Below are 13667 nucleotides of genomic sequence, written 5' to 3' on the forward strand. Positions count from 1 at the left end.
AGGGCCGGGTCGGAGGGCTGGTTCACGAGCACTTACAGCCCCTTGGTCCTGATGATGATCGTGCTGCCTTCGGGCGCGTTCTGGCCGCCGGGCACCGACTGCGCGTCGATCGTGTTGCTGAAACCGAAGAAGGGCCGCTCCACCTTCACCTTGAAGCCCAAGGCCTCCAGCGCCCTGCGGGCCGCGTCGGCCTCCTGACCCGTGACGTTCGGTACCTGCACCGGGCGCGGGCCCTTCGACACCGTCAGCGTCACCGTGTCGCCCGCCGCGGCCTGGGTTCCGGCGGCGGCCGACTGGTTGGCGACCGTACCGGCGGGGGAGGGCGAGTTGACCTGCTCGGCCGCCGTCTCCACCTTGAGGCCGAGGTCCTGGAGGGCGACGCGGGCCTGGTCCACGGGCTGGCCGGCCACGTTCGGGACCTGGACCGGGCGACCCTTGCTGACGACGATCGCCACCGCCGTGTCGGGGGCCCGCTTCTGGCCCCCCTCCGGGTCCGTGCTGATCACCGCGCCCTGGGCGACGTCCTGACTGAACGCCTGGGTCACGATGCCGGGCGCGAGACCGGCCGACGTCAGCTCCGCCTTCGCGGCGTCCAGAGTCTTGCCCTTGACCGCCGGGACGCTCACGACCTCGGGGCCGCGGGAGAGCGTCAGCGTCACCGCGCCGTTGCCGCGGATGCGCTTGCCGCCCTGGGGGTCGGTGTTCATGACCGTGCCGCGGTCGAAGGCCTCGCTGAACTTCCGGTCCACCCCCTTCACCCCCAGACCGGCCGCCGACAGCTCGGACCGGGCCTGCTCCTCCGTCTTGCCCAGGAGATTCGGCACCTTCGTGAACTGGCCCGAGTTGATGTACCAGACCCCCACCCCGAGACCGAGGGCCAGCAGTACCCCGGCGATGACCAGGTACAGGCCGCGCGGCCGGGACCGGCGGCGGGGTCGCCAGGCGCGAGGTGTGGTGGACGCCGTCGGCCGCCGTCCCGCCGGTCGGGGCGACGGGACGCGGGATCACGCTGGTGCGGTCCTCGCTCGTGGCCCGCTCCCCGGGGTGCGCCTGGGGCGGTACGGCGTCCAGCTCGGCCTCGCTCAGCTCGGCGCGGGCCTCCAGGGTCAGGCCCAGCAGCGCGACCGCGTCTGCGGGCCGCAGCCTCGGGTCTCGGGCCGTGGCGTGCGCGACCAGCCCGTCCAGGCCGGCGGGCAACCCGGGGACGGCGGCCGACGGGGGAGGCACGTCCTCGTTGAGGTGCTGGTAGAGCACCTGGGCGGGGCTGCCGCCGGTGTGCGGCTTGGCGCCGGTGAGCATCTCGTAGAAGACGACCCCGCAGGCGTAGACGTCCACGCGGGTGTCGGTGACGCCGTTCTCGATCTGCTCCGGGGCGAGGTAGGAGACGGTGCCCAGGACGGAGCCGGTGGTGCTGGTGACGGTGTCGACGCTGCGGACCAGACCGAAGTCGGCGACCTTGACCCGGCCGTCGTCGCCGATCAGGACGTTCTCCGGCTTCATGTCGCGGTGCACGAACCCGGCCCGGTGCGCGGCGCCGAGGGCGGCGAGGACCGGTTCGAGGATGTCGAGCGCGGCCCGGGGCTGGAGCGCGCCGCGCCGGCGCAGGACGTCGCGCAGGGTGCAGCCGGAGACGTACTCCATCGCCAGGTACGTGTACGGGCCGTCCGTGCCCTGGTCGAAGACGGCGACGACATTGGGGTGGGCGAGACGGGCCACGGACTTCGCCTCACGGATGAAGCGGTCGACGAAGGCGGCGTCCGCGGCGAGGGCCGGGTGCATCACCTTGAGCGCGAGGACACGGTCGAGACGGGTGTCGAGGGCCCGGTAGACCGTGGCCATGCCGCCGGCCGCTATGCGGGCGTCGATGCGGTAGCGGCCGTCGAGCGTCTGCCCGACGAGGGGGTCATCCAGGGTCGTGTCCACCCGGCGATTCTACGAGCCGGTGCGGGGGCGCTCGCGCGTGCGGGTGGGTTGCAGCGCAGCTGTGACGTTGCCCCGCCGGGCGGACCCGGGCACCCCTCCCGCCCCGGTCCCCGCGCCTCAATCGCCGGTGGGGCTGAATATGGCGGGCTCCGCCCCGGGGCTCAAGCGTGGGCGGGGCCGGATCGCCGGGCTCTGCCCGGACCCGCGCCTCAAGCGCCGGCGGGGCTGAGTTTGCCGGGCGGCGCCCTGGGCCCTGCGCCTCAAACGCCGGCGAGGCTGAGTCTGCCGGGCGGCGCCTGATGTGCCGGGCTCCGCCCCCGGTCCGTGCCTCAAGCGCCGGCGAGGCCGCGTTTGCCCGGCGGCGCCATGAGTCGAGCCTCAAGCGCCGGCGGGGCTGGATGTGCCTGGCCTCCGCCCCGGCTCCGGCGTCTCAAGCGCGGGTGTCGGTGGCCCGTCCGGGTCTTGGGCGGCGGGCGGGGCCGGGTGGTCCGGTCCCGCCCGCCGTGCGCGGAGCCGGGGCGCGGGTCAGAACGCCGGGCGTTCCGGGTCGAGGGTGGCGCGGCCCTCCGTGGGGGAGGAGGCCTCCGCGAAGCGGCGCTGCGGGATGCGCCCCGCGCGGTACGCGAGGCGGCCCGCCGTGACGGCGTCCCGCATGGCCGCCGCCATCAGCACCGGCGCCTGGGCCCGGGTGACCGCCGAGGCCAGCATCACCCCGGCGCAGCCCAGCTCCATCGCCAGCGCCGCGTCCGACGCCGTACCGGCCCCCGCGTCCAAGATCACCGGCACGCCCGCCCGCTCCGTGATCAGCTCGAAGTTGTGCGGGTTGCGGATGCCCATCCCCGAACCGATCGGCGAGCCCAGCGGCATGATCGCCGCGCAGCCGACGTCCTCCAGCTTCCGCGCCAGCACCGGGTCGTCGTTCGTGTACGGCAGCACCGTGAACCCGTCGTCGACCAGGATCTCGGCGGCGTCCAACAGCTCGACGCCGTCCGGCAGCAGGGTGCGTTCGTCCGCTACGACCTCCAGCTTGATCCAGTCGGTGCCCAGCGCCTCCCGCGCGAGGCGCGCCGTCAGCACGGCCTCGCCCGCCGTGAAGCAGCCCGCCGTGTTCGGCAGGACCGCGATGCCGAGCCGGTCCAGGACGGACAGCACGGAGCCCTGCACCGTCGGATTCAGGCGGCGCATGGCCACGGTGGTCAGCTCCGTACCGGACGCGACCAGCGCGCGCTCCAGCACGTCCAGGCTCGGGGCGCCGCCCGTGCCCATGATCAGGCGGGAGGAGAAGGTCCGTCCGCCGAGGGTGAAAACGTCGTCCACCATGCGGTCAGCCTCCCTGTACCGCGGTCAGGACCTCGACCCGGTCGCCGTCGTCCACCGGGGTGTGCGGCCACTGTCCGCGCGGTACGACCGTCTCGTTGAGGGCCGCGGCGACGCCCTTGGGGGCCGCGGTCAAGGTGGCGACCACCGCGTCGAGCGTGGTGCCGGCCGCGATCTCGCGCGGCTCGCCGTTGACGGAGATGGTCATGCGTACGACTCCTGACGTGCCTCGGTGAAGCGGCGCGGGGTGAAGGGGCGGGCGATCTCCGGCACCGTTCCGGTGGCCAGCAGCTCCGCCATCACGTCGCCGGTGAGCGGGGTCAGCAGCACCCCGTTGCGGTAGTGGCCCGTGGCCAGGTGCAGTCCGGGCAGCACGGTCGGGCCCAGCAGCGGGGCGTTGTCGGGGGAGCCGGGCCGCAGCCCGGCCCGGGTCTCGGTCAGCGGCAGTTCGGTGATGCCGGGCACCAGCTCGTGGGCGTCGCGCAGCAGCTCGTAGACCCCGCCGGCGGTGACGGTGGTGTCCCAGCCCAGCTCCTCGCTGGTCGCGCCGACGACGAGTTCGCCGTTCTCGCGCGGCACGAGGTAGACGTGGCTGCCGCGCACGACCGCCCGTACGGTCCGGGACAGGAAGGGCCCGTACGCGGCCGGCACCGTCAGCCGCAGTACCTGCCCCTTCACCGGCCGCACCGGTACCGCCACCTCCGGCGGCACCCCGGGCAACCGTCCCGAGAGCGAGCCCGCCGCCAGGACCGTCTGGCCGGCGCGGAGCTCCGTACCGTCGTCGAGCAGCGCCCCGGCGGCCCGGTCGCCCGCGACGAGGAGCCGGGCCGCGCCCGCCCGGCGCACGGTGACCCCGGCGCGTTCGCAGGCGGCCAGCAGCGCGGCCGTAAGCCGGCGCGGATCCACCTGGTGGTCACCGTCGACGCGCAGGCCGCCGCGTACGCCCGGCGCCAGCATGGACTCCAGGCGGCGGCATTCGCGGCCGGTCAGCCACTGCGAGTCCAGGCCGCAGCGGCGCTGGAGGGCGTGCAGTTCGCGCAGGTGGAGGCGGTCGTCGGCATCGAGCGCGACGGCCAGGGTGCCGCAGGTGCGGTAGCCGATGTCCATGCCGCCGCTCGCCTCGGCGAGTTCGGCTGCGAACTCCGGGTAGCGGGCGGCGGAGGCGAGGTTGAGCCCGAGCAGGGTCTCCTCGCCGTAGTGCAGCTCGGTGACGGCGGCGAGCATGCCGGCCGCGACCTGGGCGGCGCCGCCGCCGGGCGCCGGGTCGGCCAGTACGGTGCACAGCCCGCGCCGGGCGGCGCGCCAGGCGGTGACCAGGCCGATGATGCCGCCCCCGATGACGAGGACGTCGAATCCCTTCGGGGAATGACTCCGAGATGAGTGCATGGGCGTCCAGCCCCTCCCTTCGCCGGCATGACCCGGATCAGGTTCGTACGGTCGGAGGCCGGCCAGCCTCCCTCTCAGCCCGGTACGTCCGGACTCCCGCGATAGGTACGGTGGCCAGACTAACCCCGCCGCGCATGCCGGGTAAGGCTGCCATCCTCGGCTCTGTTCCTGATGGCCCATCAGGTGATTAGGGTGGGCGGCGTGAGCGAGCAGACGGAACAGACTCAGAGCGGTGTCGTCATCGTCGGTGCCGGAATGGCCGGGGTGCAGACCGCGGTCGCCCTCCGGGAACAGGGCTTCACCGGCCCTGTGACCCTCCTGGGAGCCGAACCCCACCAGCCCTACGACCGGCCCCCGCTCTCCAAGGCGGTGCTGCTCGGCAAGGCCGAGGACTCCGCCTTCGACGTGGACTTCGAGGCCCTCGGCATCGGACTGCGCCTCGGTGTCGAGGTCACCGGGCTACGGGCCGACGCCCGCGAAGTGGACACCGAGGCGGGCCCCGTCCCCTACGACGTCCTCGTACTGGCGACGGGAGCGCGCCCGCTGACCCTGCCGGGCTCGGACGGGGTCCCCGGCGTGCACCTGCTGCGCACGCTGGACGACGCGGCCCGGCTGCGGCCGGTGCTCGCGCAGGCGCCGCCCGTGGTGGTGGTCGGGGCCGGGTGGATCGGCGCGGAGTTCGCGACGGCGGCCCGGGAGGCGGGTTGCGAGGTCACGGTGGTCGAGGCGGCGGAGCGGGTGCTGGCGGGGGCCGTGCCGGCGGAGGTCGCGGAGCCGATGGGGAACTGGTACGCGGAGGCGGGCGCGGAGCTGCTGACCGGGGCGCGGGTGGCCTCCGTGGAGGAGGGCCGGGTCCACCTGGCGGACGGGCGGACGCTCGAAGCGGGCGCGGTGGTCGTCGGCATCGGCGCCCGGCCCGCCACCGACTGGCTGGCGGGGTCCGGGGTCGAGCTGGGCCCGGACGGCTCGGTCACCGCGGACGCCCGCCTGCGGACCTCCGTGCCGGGCGTGTACGCGGTGGGGGACTGCGCGTCCTTCCCGTCGGCGCGGTACGGGGAGCGGCTGCTGGTCCACCACTGGGACAACGCGCTCCAAGGGCCGAGGGTGGTCGCGGCGAACGTCGTCGCGGGGGAGGCGGTGGAGAGCGGCCCCTACGATCCGGTGCCGTACTTCTGGTCGGAGCAGTTCGGGCGGTTCGTGCAGTACGCGGGGCACCACGGCGGGGCGCACGAAATGGTGTGGCGCGGCGATCCGGCCGGGGCGTCGTGGTCGGTGTGCTGGCTGCGGGGCGGGGCGCTGGTGGCGATCCTGGCGGTGGGGCGGCCGCGGGACCTGGCGCAGGGGCGCCGGCTGATCGAGGCCGGCACGGCGCTCTCGCCGGTCGCGGTCTCGGACCCCGAGATCCCGCTGAAGTCGGCGTCGGCCTGACGCCGGCCGGACCCGGACGCCGTCCTGTCCCGGCGGCGCCGGGCGCTCCGTCCGGGCCGGCCCTCGAACGCCGGTCGGGCCCCGGCGCGGTCGGGGCGGAACCCGGACGGGGTGGTCCAGGTACCGGCGGCGAGTCCGAGATGGCAGGCTTGTGCCCGTGACCGAGATTGACGCAAAGATCGATGCCCTTGTCCCCGCCTGGCTCTACCTCCCCGACATCGCCGAGATGCTCGACATCGAAGTGACCCGGGTCCGCCAGCTGGTCAAGGAAGGTCAGCTGCTCGCGGTGCGCCGCGGCGAGAACCGCTCCCTCCAGGTTCCCGCCCCCTTCATCGACGGCGACAAGATCGTCAAGGGCCTCACCGGTCTGCTGACCGTGCTCCGCGACGACGGTTTCTCCGACGAGGAGATCCTGGAGTGGATGTTCACCCCCGACCCGACCCTCCCCGGCACCCCCGCCCAGGCGCTGAGCGAGAATCGTGGCACGGAGGTGAAGCGCCGCGCTCAGGCGCTCGCCCTCTGACGAACCCGCGCACCACGTGACGTACTGATCGCCACGTACCGATCCACACGGTGTACGGGCCGCCCGCGGCCCGTACACCGCCATCACCAACGGGGGTACACCCATGCTGCTGTCCGACGCCCGGCTCTACCTGTGCACGGACGCCCGCAAGCGGCAGGGCGACCTCCCCGAGTTCCTCGACGCCGCCCTGGCGGGCGGCGTGGACATCGTCCAGCTCCGCGACAAGGGCATGGAGGCCGGCGAGGAGCTCGAACACCTGCGGGTCTTCGCCGACGCGGCGCGCCGCCACGGCAAGCTGCTCGCCGTCAACGACCGGGCCGACGTCGCGCACGCCATCGGCTCCGACGTCCTCCACCTCGGCCAGGGCGACATCCCCGTCCCCGCCGCCCGCGCCATCCTCGGCCGGGGGATCGTCGTCGGCCGCTCCTGCCACGCCGAATCCGAGGTCGACGCGGCCGTCGCCGAGCCCGGCGTGGACTACTTCTGCACCGGCCCCTGCTGGCCCACCCCCACCAAGCCCGGCCGCTACGCCCCGGGCCTCGACCTGGTCCGGTACGCCGCCTCCCTGCGCCAAGGCCGCCCCTGGTTCGCGATCGGCGGCATCGACGCCGGCAACCTGGACGAGGTGCTCGACGCCGGCGCCACCCGGATCGTGGTCGTGCGCGCCATCACCGAGGCGAGCGACCCCGGCGCCGCCGCCAACGAACTCGCCAAGCGGATCCGCGAGCGCGTGTGACCGGCCGCTGACCCCCGCCCGGCGGGGAGTGTCCAAAAAGCTGTCCAATGGGCGGACCGCGCTACGGCCCGGGCGCACCCCCGTCTAACCTGCCCGTATGGCCCTTGGTACCGCTTCCACCTGGTCGGACCGTGCACACACGGTCCGCGACCTCCTCGCGTCCGGGAGCTCGTACTCGTTCGAGTTCTGGGCCCCCAAGACCGAGAAGGGCGAGCGCAACCTCTGGAACGCCCTGCGCCGGATCGAAGCGGTGGCCCCCAGCTTCGTCTCCGTCACGTACGGGGCCGGCGGCTCGACCCGCGGCGGCACCGTCCGCGCCACCGAGCAGATCGCCGCGAACACCACCTTGACCCCCGTCGCCCACCTCACCGCCGTGGACCACTCCGTCGCGGAGCTGCGCCACGTCATCGGGCAGTTCGCGGACGCGGGAATCCGCAACATGCTTGCGCTGCGCGGTGACCCGCCGGGCGACCCCATGGGTCGCTGGGTCAAGCACCCGGAGGGCGTGGACTACGCCGCCGACCTCGTACGCCTGCTCAAGGAGTCCGGCGACTTCTGCGTGGGCGTCGCGGCCTTCCCCGAGATGCACCCCCGCTCCGAGGATTGGGACACGGACATCCGGCACTTCGTGGACAAGTGCCGTGCGGGCGCGGACTACGCCATCACGCAGATGTTCTTCGACCCGGAGAATTATCTGAGGCTGCGCGACAGCGTCCAGAAGGCGGGCTGCGAGACCCCGATCATCCCCGAGGTCATGCCTGTTGTGGGGATCAAGCAGCTCGACCGACTGCCACAACTCAGCAACGCCGTCTTCCCCGAGGCGGTAAAAGACCGCATGCTCGCGGTCAAGGACGACGCGGCCGCTGTACGCTCCATTGGCATCGAGTTCGCAACGGAGTTCTGCGCGCGGCTGCTGTCCGAGGGTGTCCCGGGGCTGCACTTCATCACGCTGAACAATTCCACGGCGACTCTCGAGATCTACGAAAACCTGGGTCTGCACCAGCGGGCCTGATCGGCCGGCCCCCGTTTCCCGCGCGGTCTGCCGTACGAGAGGGGCCATGCATGGGAATGACGGTCCTCTACATCGCGTTCGGTTTCGTCGCGTTGTGGCTGCTTGCCGAGGTCCTGATGCAGTACAAGGCCCGGCTCCGCTGGCGCCTGCTCGCCTTCGCGGGGTTCGTCGGCGTGGTAGCCGGGGTGGTGCTGCCGTCGGTGCTGGTCATCGCGGTCGGCGCGAGCGCGTTCGCGGTGGGCCAGACCCTGGTCACGCTCTCCTTCCGCAAGGGCTTCGTCGCCGGTTGGGCGTTGCGCCGGGGCGGGGAGCCCGTGCGCAAGGGCGGACGGCGCCGCAGCGGCGGCGCTCCGCGACCGCCGCGTCAGGAACCCGCGCTGGAGGTGACGGCGCTGGAATACGGCGCCGAGCACGACCCGCCGGAATACGAGGCGTCGTCCGGGCGCCGCGCCGGGGACCTCGACGGGCCGGACGCGGGGGACGAGGACGTCTTCACCCCGCAGCCCGTGCCCGAGGAGACCGGCTCCTACGGGATACAGAGTCTCGCCCCCGAGGCCCCGCAGGGCGCCCCCCAGTCGTGGGGGTACTCCGAACACCCCGCCGGGACGGCCGACTTCGCCCCGCCGTTCACCACGGCCGAGCAGGACGCCCACCAGTTCGCGGCCTACTACGACCCGCAGGGCCAGGGCGGCTACGACTACTCCGCCGGCTACCCGGGAGCCCAACAGCAGGTCTACGCCGCCTACTCGGACCCGTACATCGGCACCGGCGGCGGGGTCGCCCCGGCGCAGGAGTACGACTACACCGCCTACGGCGACTACGGCCGGCAGCAGTACTCCACGGACACCCCGCCCGGCGGGGTCTGGGTCCCGCAGCAGCGGGACGCCGCCCAGCCCTACCCGTCGGAGGACCAGCAGCCCCCTCAACAGCCGCAGGGCTACCCCTACCAGGGCGACCCCGGCGAGTACGGTCAATACCGCTACTGAGCCCCCGAGGGCGCTCCCTGGGCCGTTCCAGGGCCGCTTCGGGGGCGGTTCCCGGGCAGGCGCGCTAGCGCGAGCCGCGGAAGTCGGCGCCCTCCACGATCAGGCCCGCCACCAGCGCGCCGGTCATCCCGGCGTGCGGGAGGCCGCCGCCCGGGTGTGCCCAGCCGCCGGCGAGGTACAGGCCGGGCAGGGCGGTGGTGTTGGCGGGGTAGAGCAACCGCCCGCCGGCCCCCGCCAGCGCGGGCGCCGGGACCGCGCCGTCCACCGCCCCCGTGGCTTGGGCGATGTCGGCCGGCGTGCGCGCCTCGTGCCACAACAGCCGCTCCCGCAGCCCCGGCACGGCGCGGTCGGCAGCCGACAGCAGTTCCTCGGCCGACGGCGCCGCACCGGGGCCCACGACGGCCTGTACGGTGACGGCCTCGTGCTCCGCGTCGGGCACCGCGGCCGGGTCGTCCGGGCGCAGCACGGTGACGCCGCCCCCCGCCAGGGTCCGGTGCACGGCATCCGCCGGGCGGGCCCCGCGCAGCGCCAGGAACAGCGTGTACCGGGTGCTGAGATCCGTGCTCCGGGCGGGTGTGGAACCCGGCGCGAGCGGGATCGACAGCGCCCTCGGGTCCACCCCGCACACCACCGCGTCGGCCTCGACCGCCTCGCCGTCGGCCAGCAGCAACCCGGCGGTCCGGCCGCCCCGCTCCACGACCTCCCGTACCGCGGCGCCGAAGACGAAGTCGACCTTCCGCTCACGGCACCGCTCGTGGACGGCGGTGGCCAGCGCCCGCAGACCACCGCGTACGTACCAGCTCCCGAAGGTCTGCTCCATGTACGGCAGCACCGCGGCGGAGGCGGGCGCGGTCGCGGGGTCCGGTCCGTGGGCGAGCACCCGCTCGGCGAGCAGCTCCGCGAGCGGGCCACCCAGTTCGCGCGCGGCGACTTCGGCGAGGGTGGGAGGCCGGCGGCGCAGCAGGCCGCTCTTGCGCAGGGCGGGGTAGGGGTCCTCGCCGAGCACCTGCCAGTCGGGCCACAGCGGCTCCTCCAGCAGCGGACGCCGGGTGGCGTTCCAGGCGTCCCGGGCGCGGCCGAGCACATCGCTCCAGCGGTCGCCGGCGCCGGGACCGAAGACCTGGTCCAAGACGGCGGCGGCGCCGCCGCGCGAGGCGTTGGGCAAGGTCACCGTCGTGCCGTCGGGCAGTACGTGCCGCACGGCCGGATCGACCTGGACCAGCTCGACGCACTGTTCGAGGGGCCGCTTGCCGGTCTTCACGAATAGGTCGCGGTAGACGGCGGGCAGGTGCAAGAGCCCGGGCCCGGTGTCGAAGGCGAAGCCGTCGCGTTCGTGGCGCCCGAGGGCGCCTCCGTAGGTGGAGCCGCGCTCGTACACCGTCACCTGGTGCCCCGCCACGGCCAACCGGGCCGCCGTCGCCATCGCGCCCATGCCGGCGCCGATCACCGCAATTCGTGCCATGCGGTGGAGCCTACCGAGCGGCGCCGGGAGCGGATCGACCGAGGTCAGTAGGGCGGGGCGCCGGTGATCCGGCCGCTTTCGGCCGCCAACCGCTTCTCCTCGCGGCGCTGGGCCCGGCGGCGCAGGAAGCGGCGGATGCGGGTCCAGAGGTAGATCACCACGGCCAGGCCGGCGGCGAGCAGCCCGGCGGCGATGATCGCCGCCGCCTGCGGGTTGAACATCGCGAAGGTGACGATGCCCGCCACGCCGAGGTCCTCGGCGGTGCTGAGCACGATGTTGCTGAAGGGCTCCGGCGAGGTGTTGACCGCCATGCGGGTGCCCGCCTTGACGAGGTGGCTGGCCAGTGCCGCGGAGCCGCCGATCGCGCCGGCCGCGATGTGGGAGAGCGAGCCGCTCTGCCCCGCCAGCAGGGCGCCGACCACCGCCCCCGCGATCGGGCGGATCACCGTGTGGACGGAGTCCCACACGGAGTCCACGTACGGGATCTTGTCGGCCACCGCCTCACAGAGGAAGAGCAGGGCCGCGACGACCAGGACGTCGGTGCGTTGGAGGGAGGCCGGAACGTCGTCGCTCAGCCCGGTCGCGCCGAAGACGCCGAGCAGGAGGACCACCGCGTAGGCGTTGATCCCGCTGGCCCAGCCGCTGGTGAAGACCAGGGGGAGGACTGTCATCGGGCCATCATGCCGCAGGGTGGCACGAGAGAGGGACGGTCGCCATCGGGCGGCCGTCCCTCACGAAGTCATCCGGGATCACTGTCCCTGTTCGATCATTGCCCCTGTTCGTCCCGGCGGCGCTGCCACCGTTCCTCGATGCGGGTCATCATCGACCGATGCTGCCGGTTCTGCCCGCGGGCCGAACCACCTGCACTGTCGGAGACGGGCTGCTCGCCAGGCTTGGGTGCTCTGCGCCAACCGGTGACCACGAGGACCGTGCAGGCCAGCATGACGAGGAATCCCACCACGCTGATCCAGAGCACGCTCTGCCAGATCACACCGGTCATGAGGAGCGCGATACCCACCACAATGCCTGCGACTGCCTGGTAGACCCGTCGCCGGGTGTACGTACGCAGTCCGCTTCCCTCAAGCGCTGTCGCGAACTTGGGATCTTCGGCGTACAGCGCTCGCTCCATCTGCTCGAGCATTCGCTGCTCGTGCTCCGAGAGCGGCACGGGAGTCCTCCTCATCCGTCGGTCGCGGGGGGAGCGACCAGGGGTCCCTCTCAGGATAGGCGGGGAATCGCCCCCGTGACACCCGCCCTCTACGCCAGGTTCGAAAAAGCACCGCCTGGAAAAGCACTGCCGGAATGGCGTCGCCTCGAAGAAGCGCAGCGCCAGACCGCACCGCGGCGGGCGTGGTCATTGAGGCGTTTATTCCCCAATGACCGGTCCGCCATGCCGACCGGTGCACTCGATCATACGGTGACGGCGGCCCGTTCGGAGGGTGTCCGGCGAACCCCGCTCGCGGGAGCTTCGCAGATCAGGCGGGCTTCTCGCCCAGGACGTGCAACTGCGTGGCCACCGCGTGGAAGGCGGGCAGCTCGGCAGCGGCCTCCTCCAGGCGCAGCAGCGCCTCGACCGCCCCCGGTTCGGTGTCCACCAGCACCCCGGGCACGAGGTCGGCGAAGATCCGGACGCCGTGCACCGAGCCGACGTCGAGTCCGGCTCCACCGACGACCTCGGCCAGCTGCTCGGCGGTGAAGCGGCGCGGCACGGGGTCGCCCGCGCCCCAGCGGCCCGCCGGGTCGGTCAGGGCCGTGCGGGCCTCGGTGAAGTGCCCGGCCAGCGCGCGGGCCAGCACGGCTCCGCCGAGGCCGGCGGCGAGGAGGCTGAGGACGCCGCCGGGGCGCAGGGCGGCGACCGCGTTGGCCACGCCCTCGGCCGGGTCGTCCACGTACTCCAGCACGCCGTGGCAGAGCACGACGTCGTAGGCGTCGCGCTCGACCACGTCGAGCAGGCCTTGCGCGTCACCCTGGACACCGCGCACCAGGTCGGCGACGCCGGCCTCGGCGACCCGGCGCTCCAGCCCGAAGAGCGCGTTCGGGCTGGGGTCGACCACGGTGACGCGGTGGCCCAACCGGGCCACCGGTACGGCGAACTTGCCGGTGCCGCCGCCGGTGTCGAGTACGTCCAGCACGTCCCGGCCGGTCGCCTTCGCCCGGCGGTCGAGGACCTCCTTGAGGACCTCCCACACCACGGCGGTGCGGAGCGAGGCGCGGGGGCGGGAAGTGTCCGACACGGCTGATGACTCCTCGGCTTGGGGGGCACCTCCCAGCGGTGGCCGGGGGAGGGTGAGCGGTGCAGGCCCCACCCTATTGCCTCCCGCAGCCGGGCAGGTCACCCCGCCTGTGGACGCTCCGACCGGGGTTGCGGCAGCCCCTGCCCGTCACCCGGTGCGGTCGTCGGCCGCAGCGCCAGCATCCGCTCGACCAGGCGCAGGAACATGCCCACCTCGCGGACCAGGTCGTCGGCGTCCCGGCCGGTCGCCGCATCCGGTATGCCCGCCTCCGCCCGGGCCCGACGGGCGGCGCCGGAGGCGAACAGCGCACTCCACTCCGTCAGCTCCGGCGCCATCTCCGGCAGTACCTCCCACGCGCTGCGGATGCGCGGCCGCCGCCGCGGGTTCACCGGCTCGGGCCTCCCGCGGGCGGCGAGCACCGCCGCGGCCGCGCGCAGGGCGGCGAGGTGGGCCGTGGCGTACCGCTCGTTGGGCCGGGGTAGACGGACAGCCTCGGCCAGGCCGTCGTGGGCCTTGGCGAGCAGATCGAGGGCGGCCGGTGGGGCCGCCGACTTCCTCGGGACGGGGTGGACAGGGGACGGGGACGGTGTGGCCATGACGAACCTCCTGTCGATGCGTACTGCTGCGAACCGCTGGATGGCGCCGGGCAACCGCCCGGCC

At 73.8% G+C, this 13667-nt stretch carries 13 protein-coding genes, 1 pseudogene and 1 riboswitch; of the genes and pseudogenes, 5 read left to right on the forward strand and 9 right to left on the reverse strand.

What is annotated here, in order from left to right:
* Window positions 1-32: 32 nt before the first annotated feature.
* The 4 genes and pseudogenes from pknB to thiO all read right to left on the reverse strand — a co-directional run bounded on the left by pknB (window position 33) and on the right by thiO (window position 4626).
* A pseudogene (pknB, locus tag ACV7NM_RS23145) lies at window positions 33-1923 on the reverse strand (Stk1 family PASTA domain-containing Ser/Thr kinase).
* 525 nt (window positions 1924-2448) lie between these two features.
* Window positions 2449-3243 (reverse strand): thiazole synthase, encoded by a 795-nt coding sequence (locus ACV7NM_RS23150; protein WP_463412066.1) that lies wholly within the window; start codon window positions 3241-3243, stop codon window positions 2449-2451.
* A 4-nt stretch (window positions 3244-3247) separates the two neighbouring features.
* Entirely contained in the window at window positions 3248-3448 is a 201-nt protein-coding gene (gene thiS, locus ACV7NM_RS23155) for a sulfur carrier protein ThiS (protein ID WP_136215206.1), read from the reverse strand.
* Entirely contained in the window at window positions 3445-4626 is a 1182-nt protein-coding gene (gene thiO, locus ACV7NM_RS23160; protein ID WP_463412067.1) for a glycine oxidase ThiO, read from the reverse strand. The genes thiS and thiO overlap by 4 nt, the downstream gene beginning before the upstream one ends.
* A riboswitch (TPP riboswitch) is annotated at window positions 4624-4736 on the reverse strand. It overlaps the preceding gene by 3 nt.
* Before the next feature lie 91 nt (window positions 4737-4827).
* On the opposite strand from thiO, the gene ACV7NM_RS23165 reads away from it, so the two are divergent.
* From ACV7NM_RS23165 to ACV7NM_RS23185, 5 genes are all read left to right on the forward strand, one after another.
* Window positions 4828-6054, forward strand: coding sequence for an NAD(P)/FAD-dependent oxidoreductase (locus ACV7NM_RS23165; protein ID WP_463412068.1), 1227 nt, complete (start codon window positions 4828-4830; stop codon window positions 6052-6054).
* A 157-nt stretch (window positions 6055-6211) separates the two neighbouring features.
* The gene (locus ACV7NM_RS23170) at window positions 6212-6577 is read left to right on the forward strand and encodes an Rv2175c family DNA-binding protein (RefSeq protein ID WP_136215209.1); all 366 of its coding nucleotides are present in this window, start codon (window positions 6212-6214) and stop codon (window positions 6575-6577) included.
* Between the two features lie 103 nt (window positions 6578-6680).
* Window positions 6681-7313 (forward strand): thiamine phosphate synthase, encoded by a 633-nt coding sequence (gene thiE / locus ACV7NM_RS23175; RefSeq protein ID WP_463412069.1) that lies wholly within the window; start codon window positions 6681-6683, stop codon window positions 7311-7313.
* A 97-nt stretch (window positions 7314-7410) separates the two neighbouring features.
* Window positions 7411-8325, forward strand: a complete 915-nt coding sequence (metF, locus tag ACV7NM_RS23180; protein ID WP_463412070.1) for a methylenetetrahydrofolate reductase [NAD(P)H] — start codon at window positions 7411-7413, stop codon at window positions 8323-8325.
* Window positions 8326-8375: 50 nt separating this feature from the next.
* Entirely contained in the window at window positions 8376-9311 is a 936-nt protein-coding gene (locus ACV7NM_RS23185) for a hypothetical protein (protein WP_463412071.1), read from the forward strand.
* Between the two features lie 64 nt (window positions 9312-9375).
* Here the strand turns inward: ACV7NM_RS23185 and ACV7NM_RS23190 are convergent, their stop codons facing one another.
* The 5 genes from ACV7NM_RS23190 to ACV7NM_RS23210 all read right to left on the reverse strand — a co-directional run bounded on the left by ACV7NM_RS23190 (window position 9376) and on the right by ACV7NM_RS23210 (window position 13603).
* Window positions 9376-10773, reverse strand: a complete 1398-nt coding sequence (locus ACV7NM_RS23190; protein ID WP_463412072.1) for a phytoene desaturase family protein — start codon at window positions 10771-10773, stop codon at window positions 9376-9378.
* Between the two features lie 44 nt (window positions 10774-10817).
* Window positions 10818-11444: a DUF4126 domain-containing protein gene (locus ACV7NM_RS23195; protein WP_463412073.1), complete on the reverse strand. Its 627-nt coding sequence runs from the start codon at window positions 11442-11444 to the stop codon at window positions 10818-10820.
* A gap of 95 nt (window positions 11445-11539) precedes the next feature.
* Window positions 11540-11941: a DUF3040 domain-containing protein gene (locus tag ACV7NM_RS23200; protein ID WP_463412074.1), complete on the reverse strand. Its 402-nt coding sequence runs from the start codon at window positions 11939-11941 to the stop codon at window positions 11540-11542.
* A gap of 307 nt (window positions 11942-12248) precedes the next feature.
* Window positions 12249-13007, reverse strand: coding sequence for a methyltransferase (locus ACV7NM_RS23205; protein ID WP_463412075.1), 759 nt, complete (start codon window positions 13005-13007; stop codon window positions 12249-12251).
* 98 nt (window positions 13008-13105) lie between these two features.
* A complete protein-coding gene (locus ACV7NM_RS23210; RefSeq protein WP_463412076.1) occupies window positions 13106-13603 on the reverse strand; it encodes an SAV_6107 family HEPN domain-containing protein in 498 nt (165 codons plus the stop codon).
* Window positions 13604-13667 lie beyond the last annotated feature (64 nt).

This window comes from Streptomyces sp. Tek67B01 (assembly GCF_055231995.1).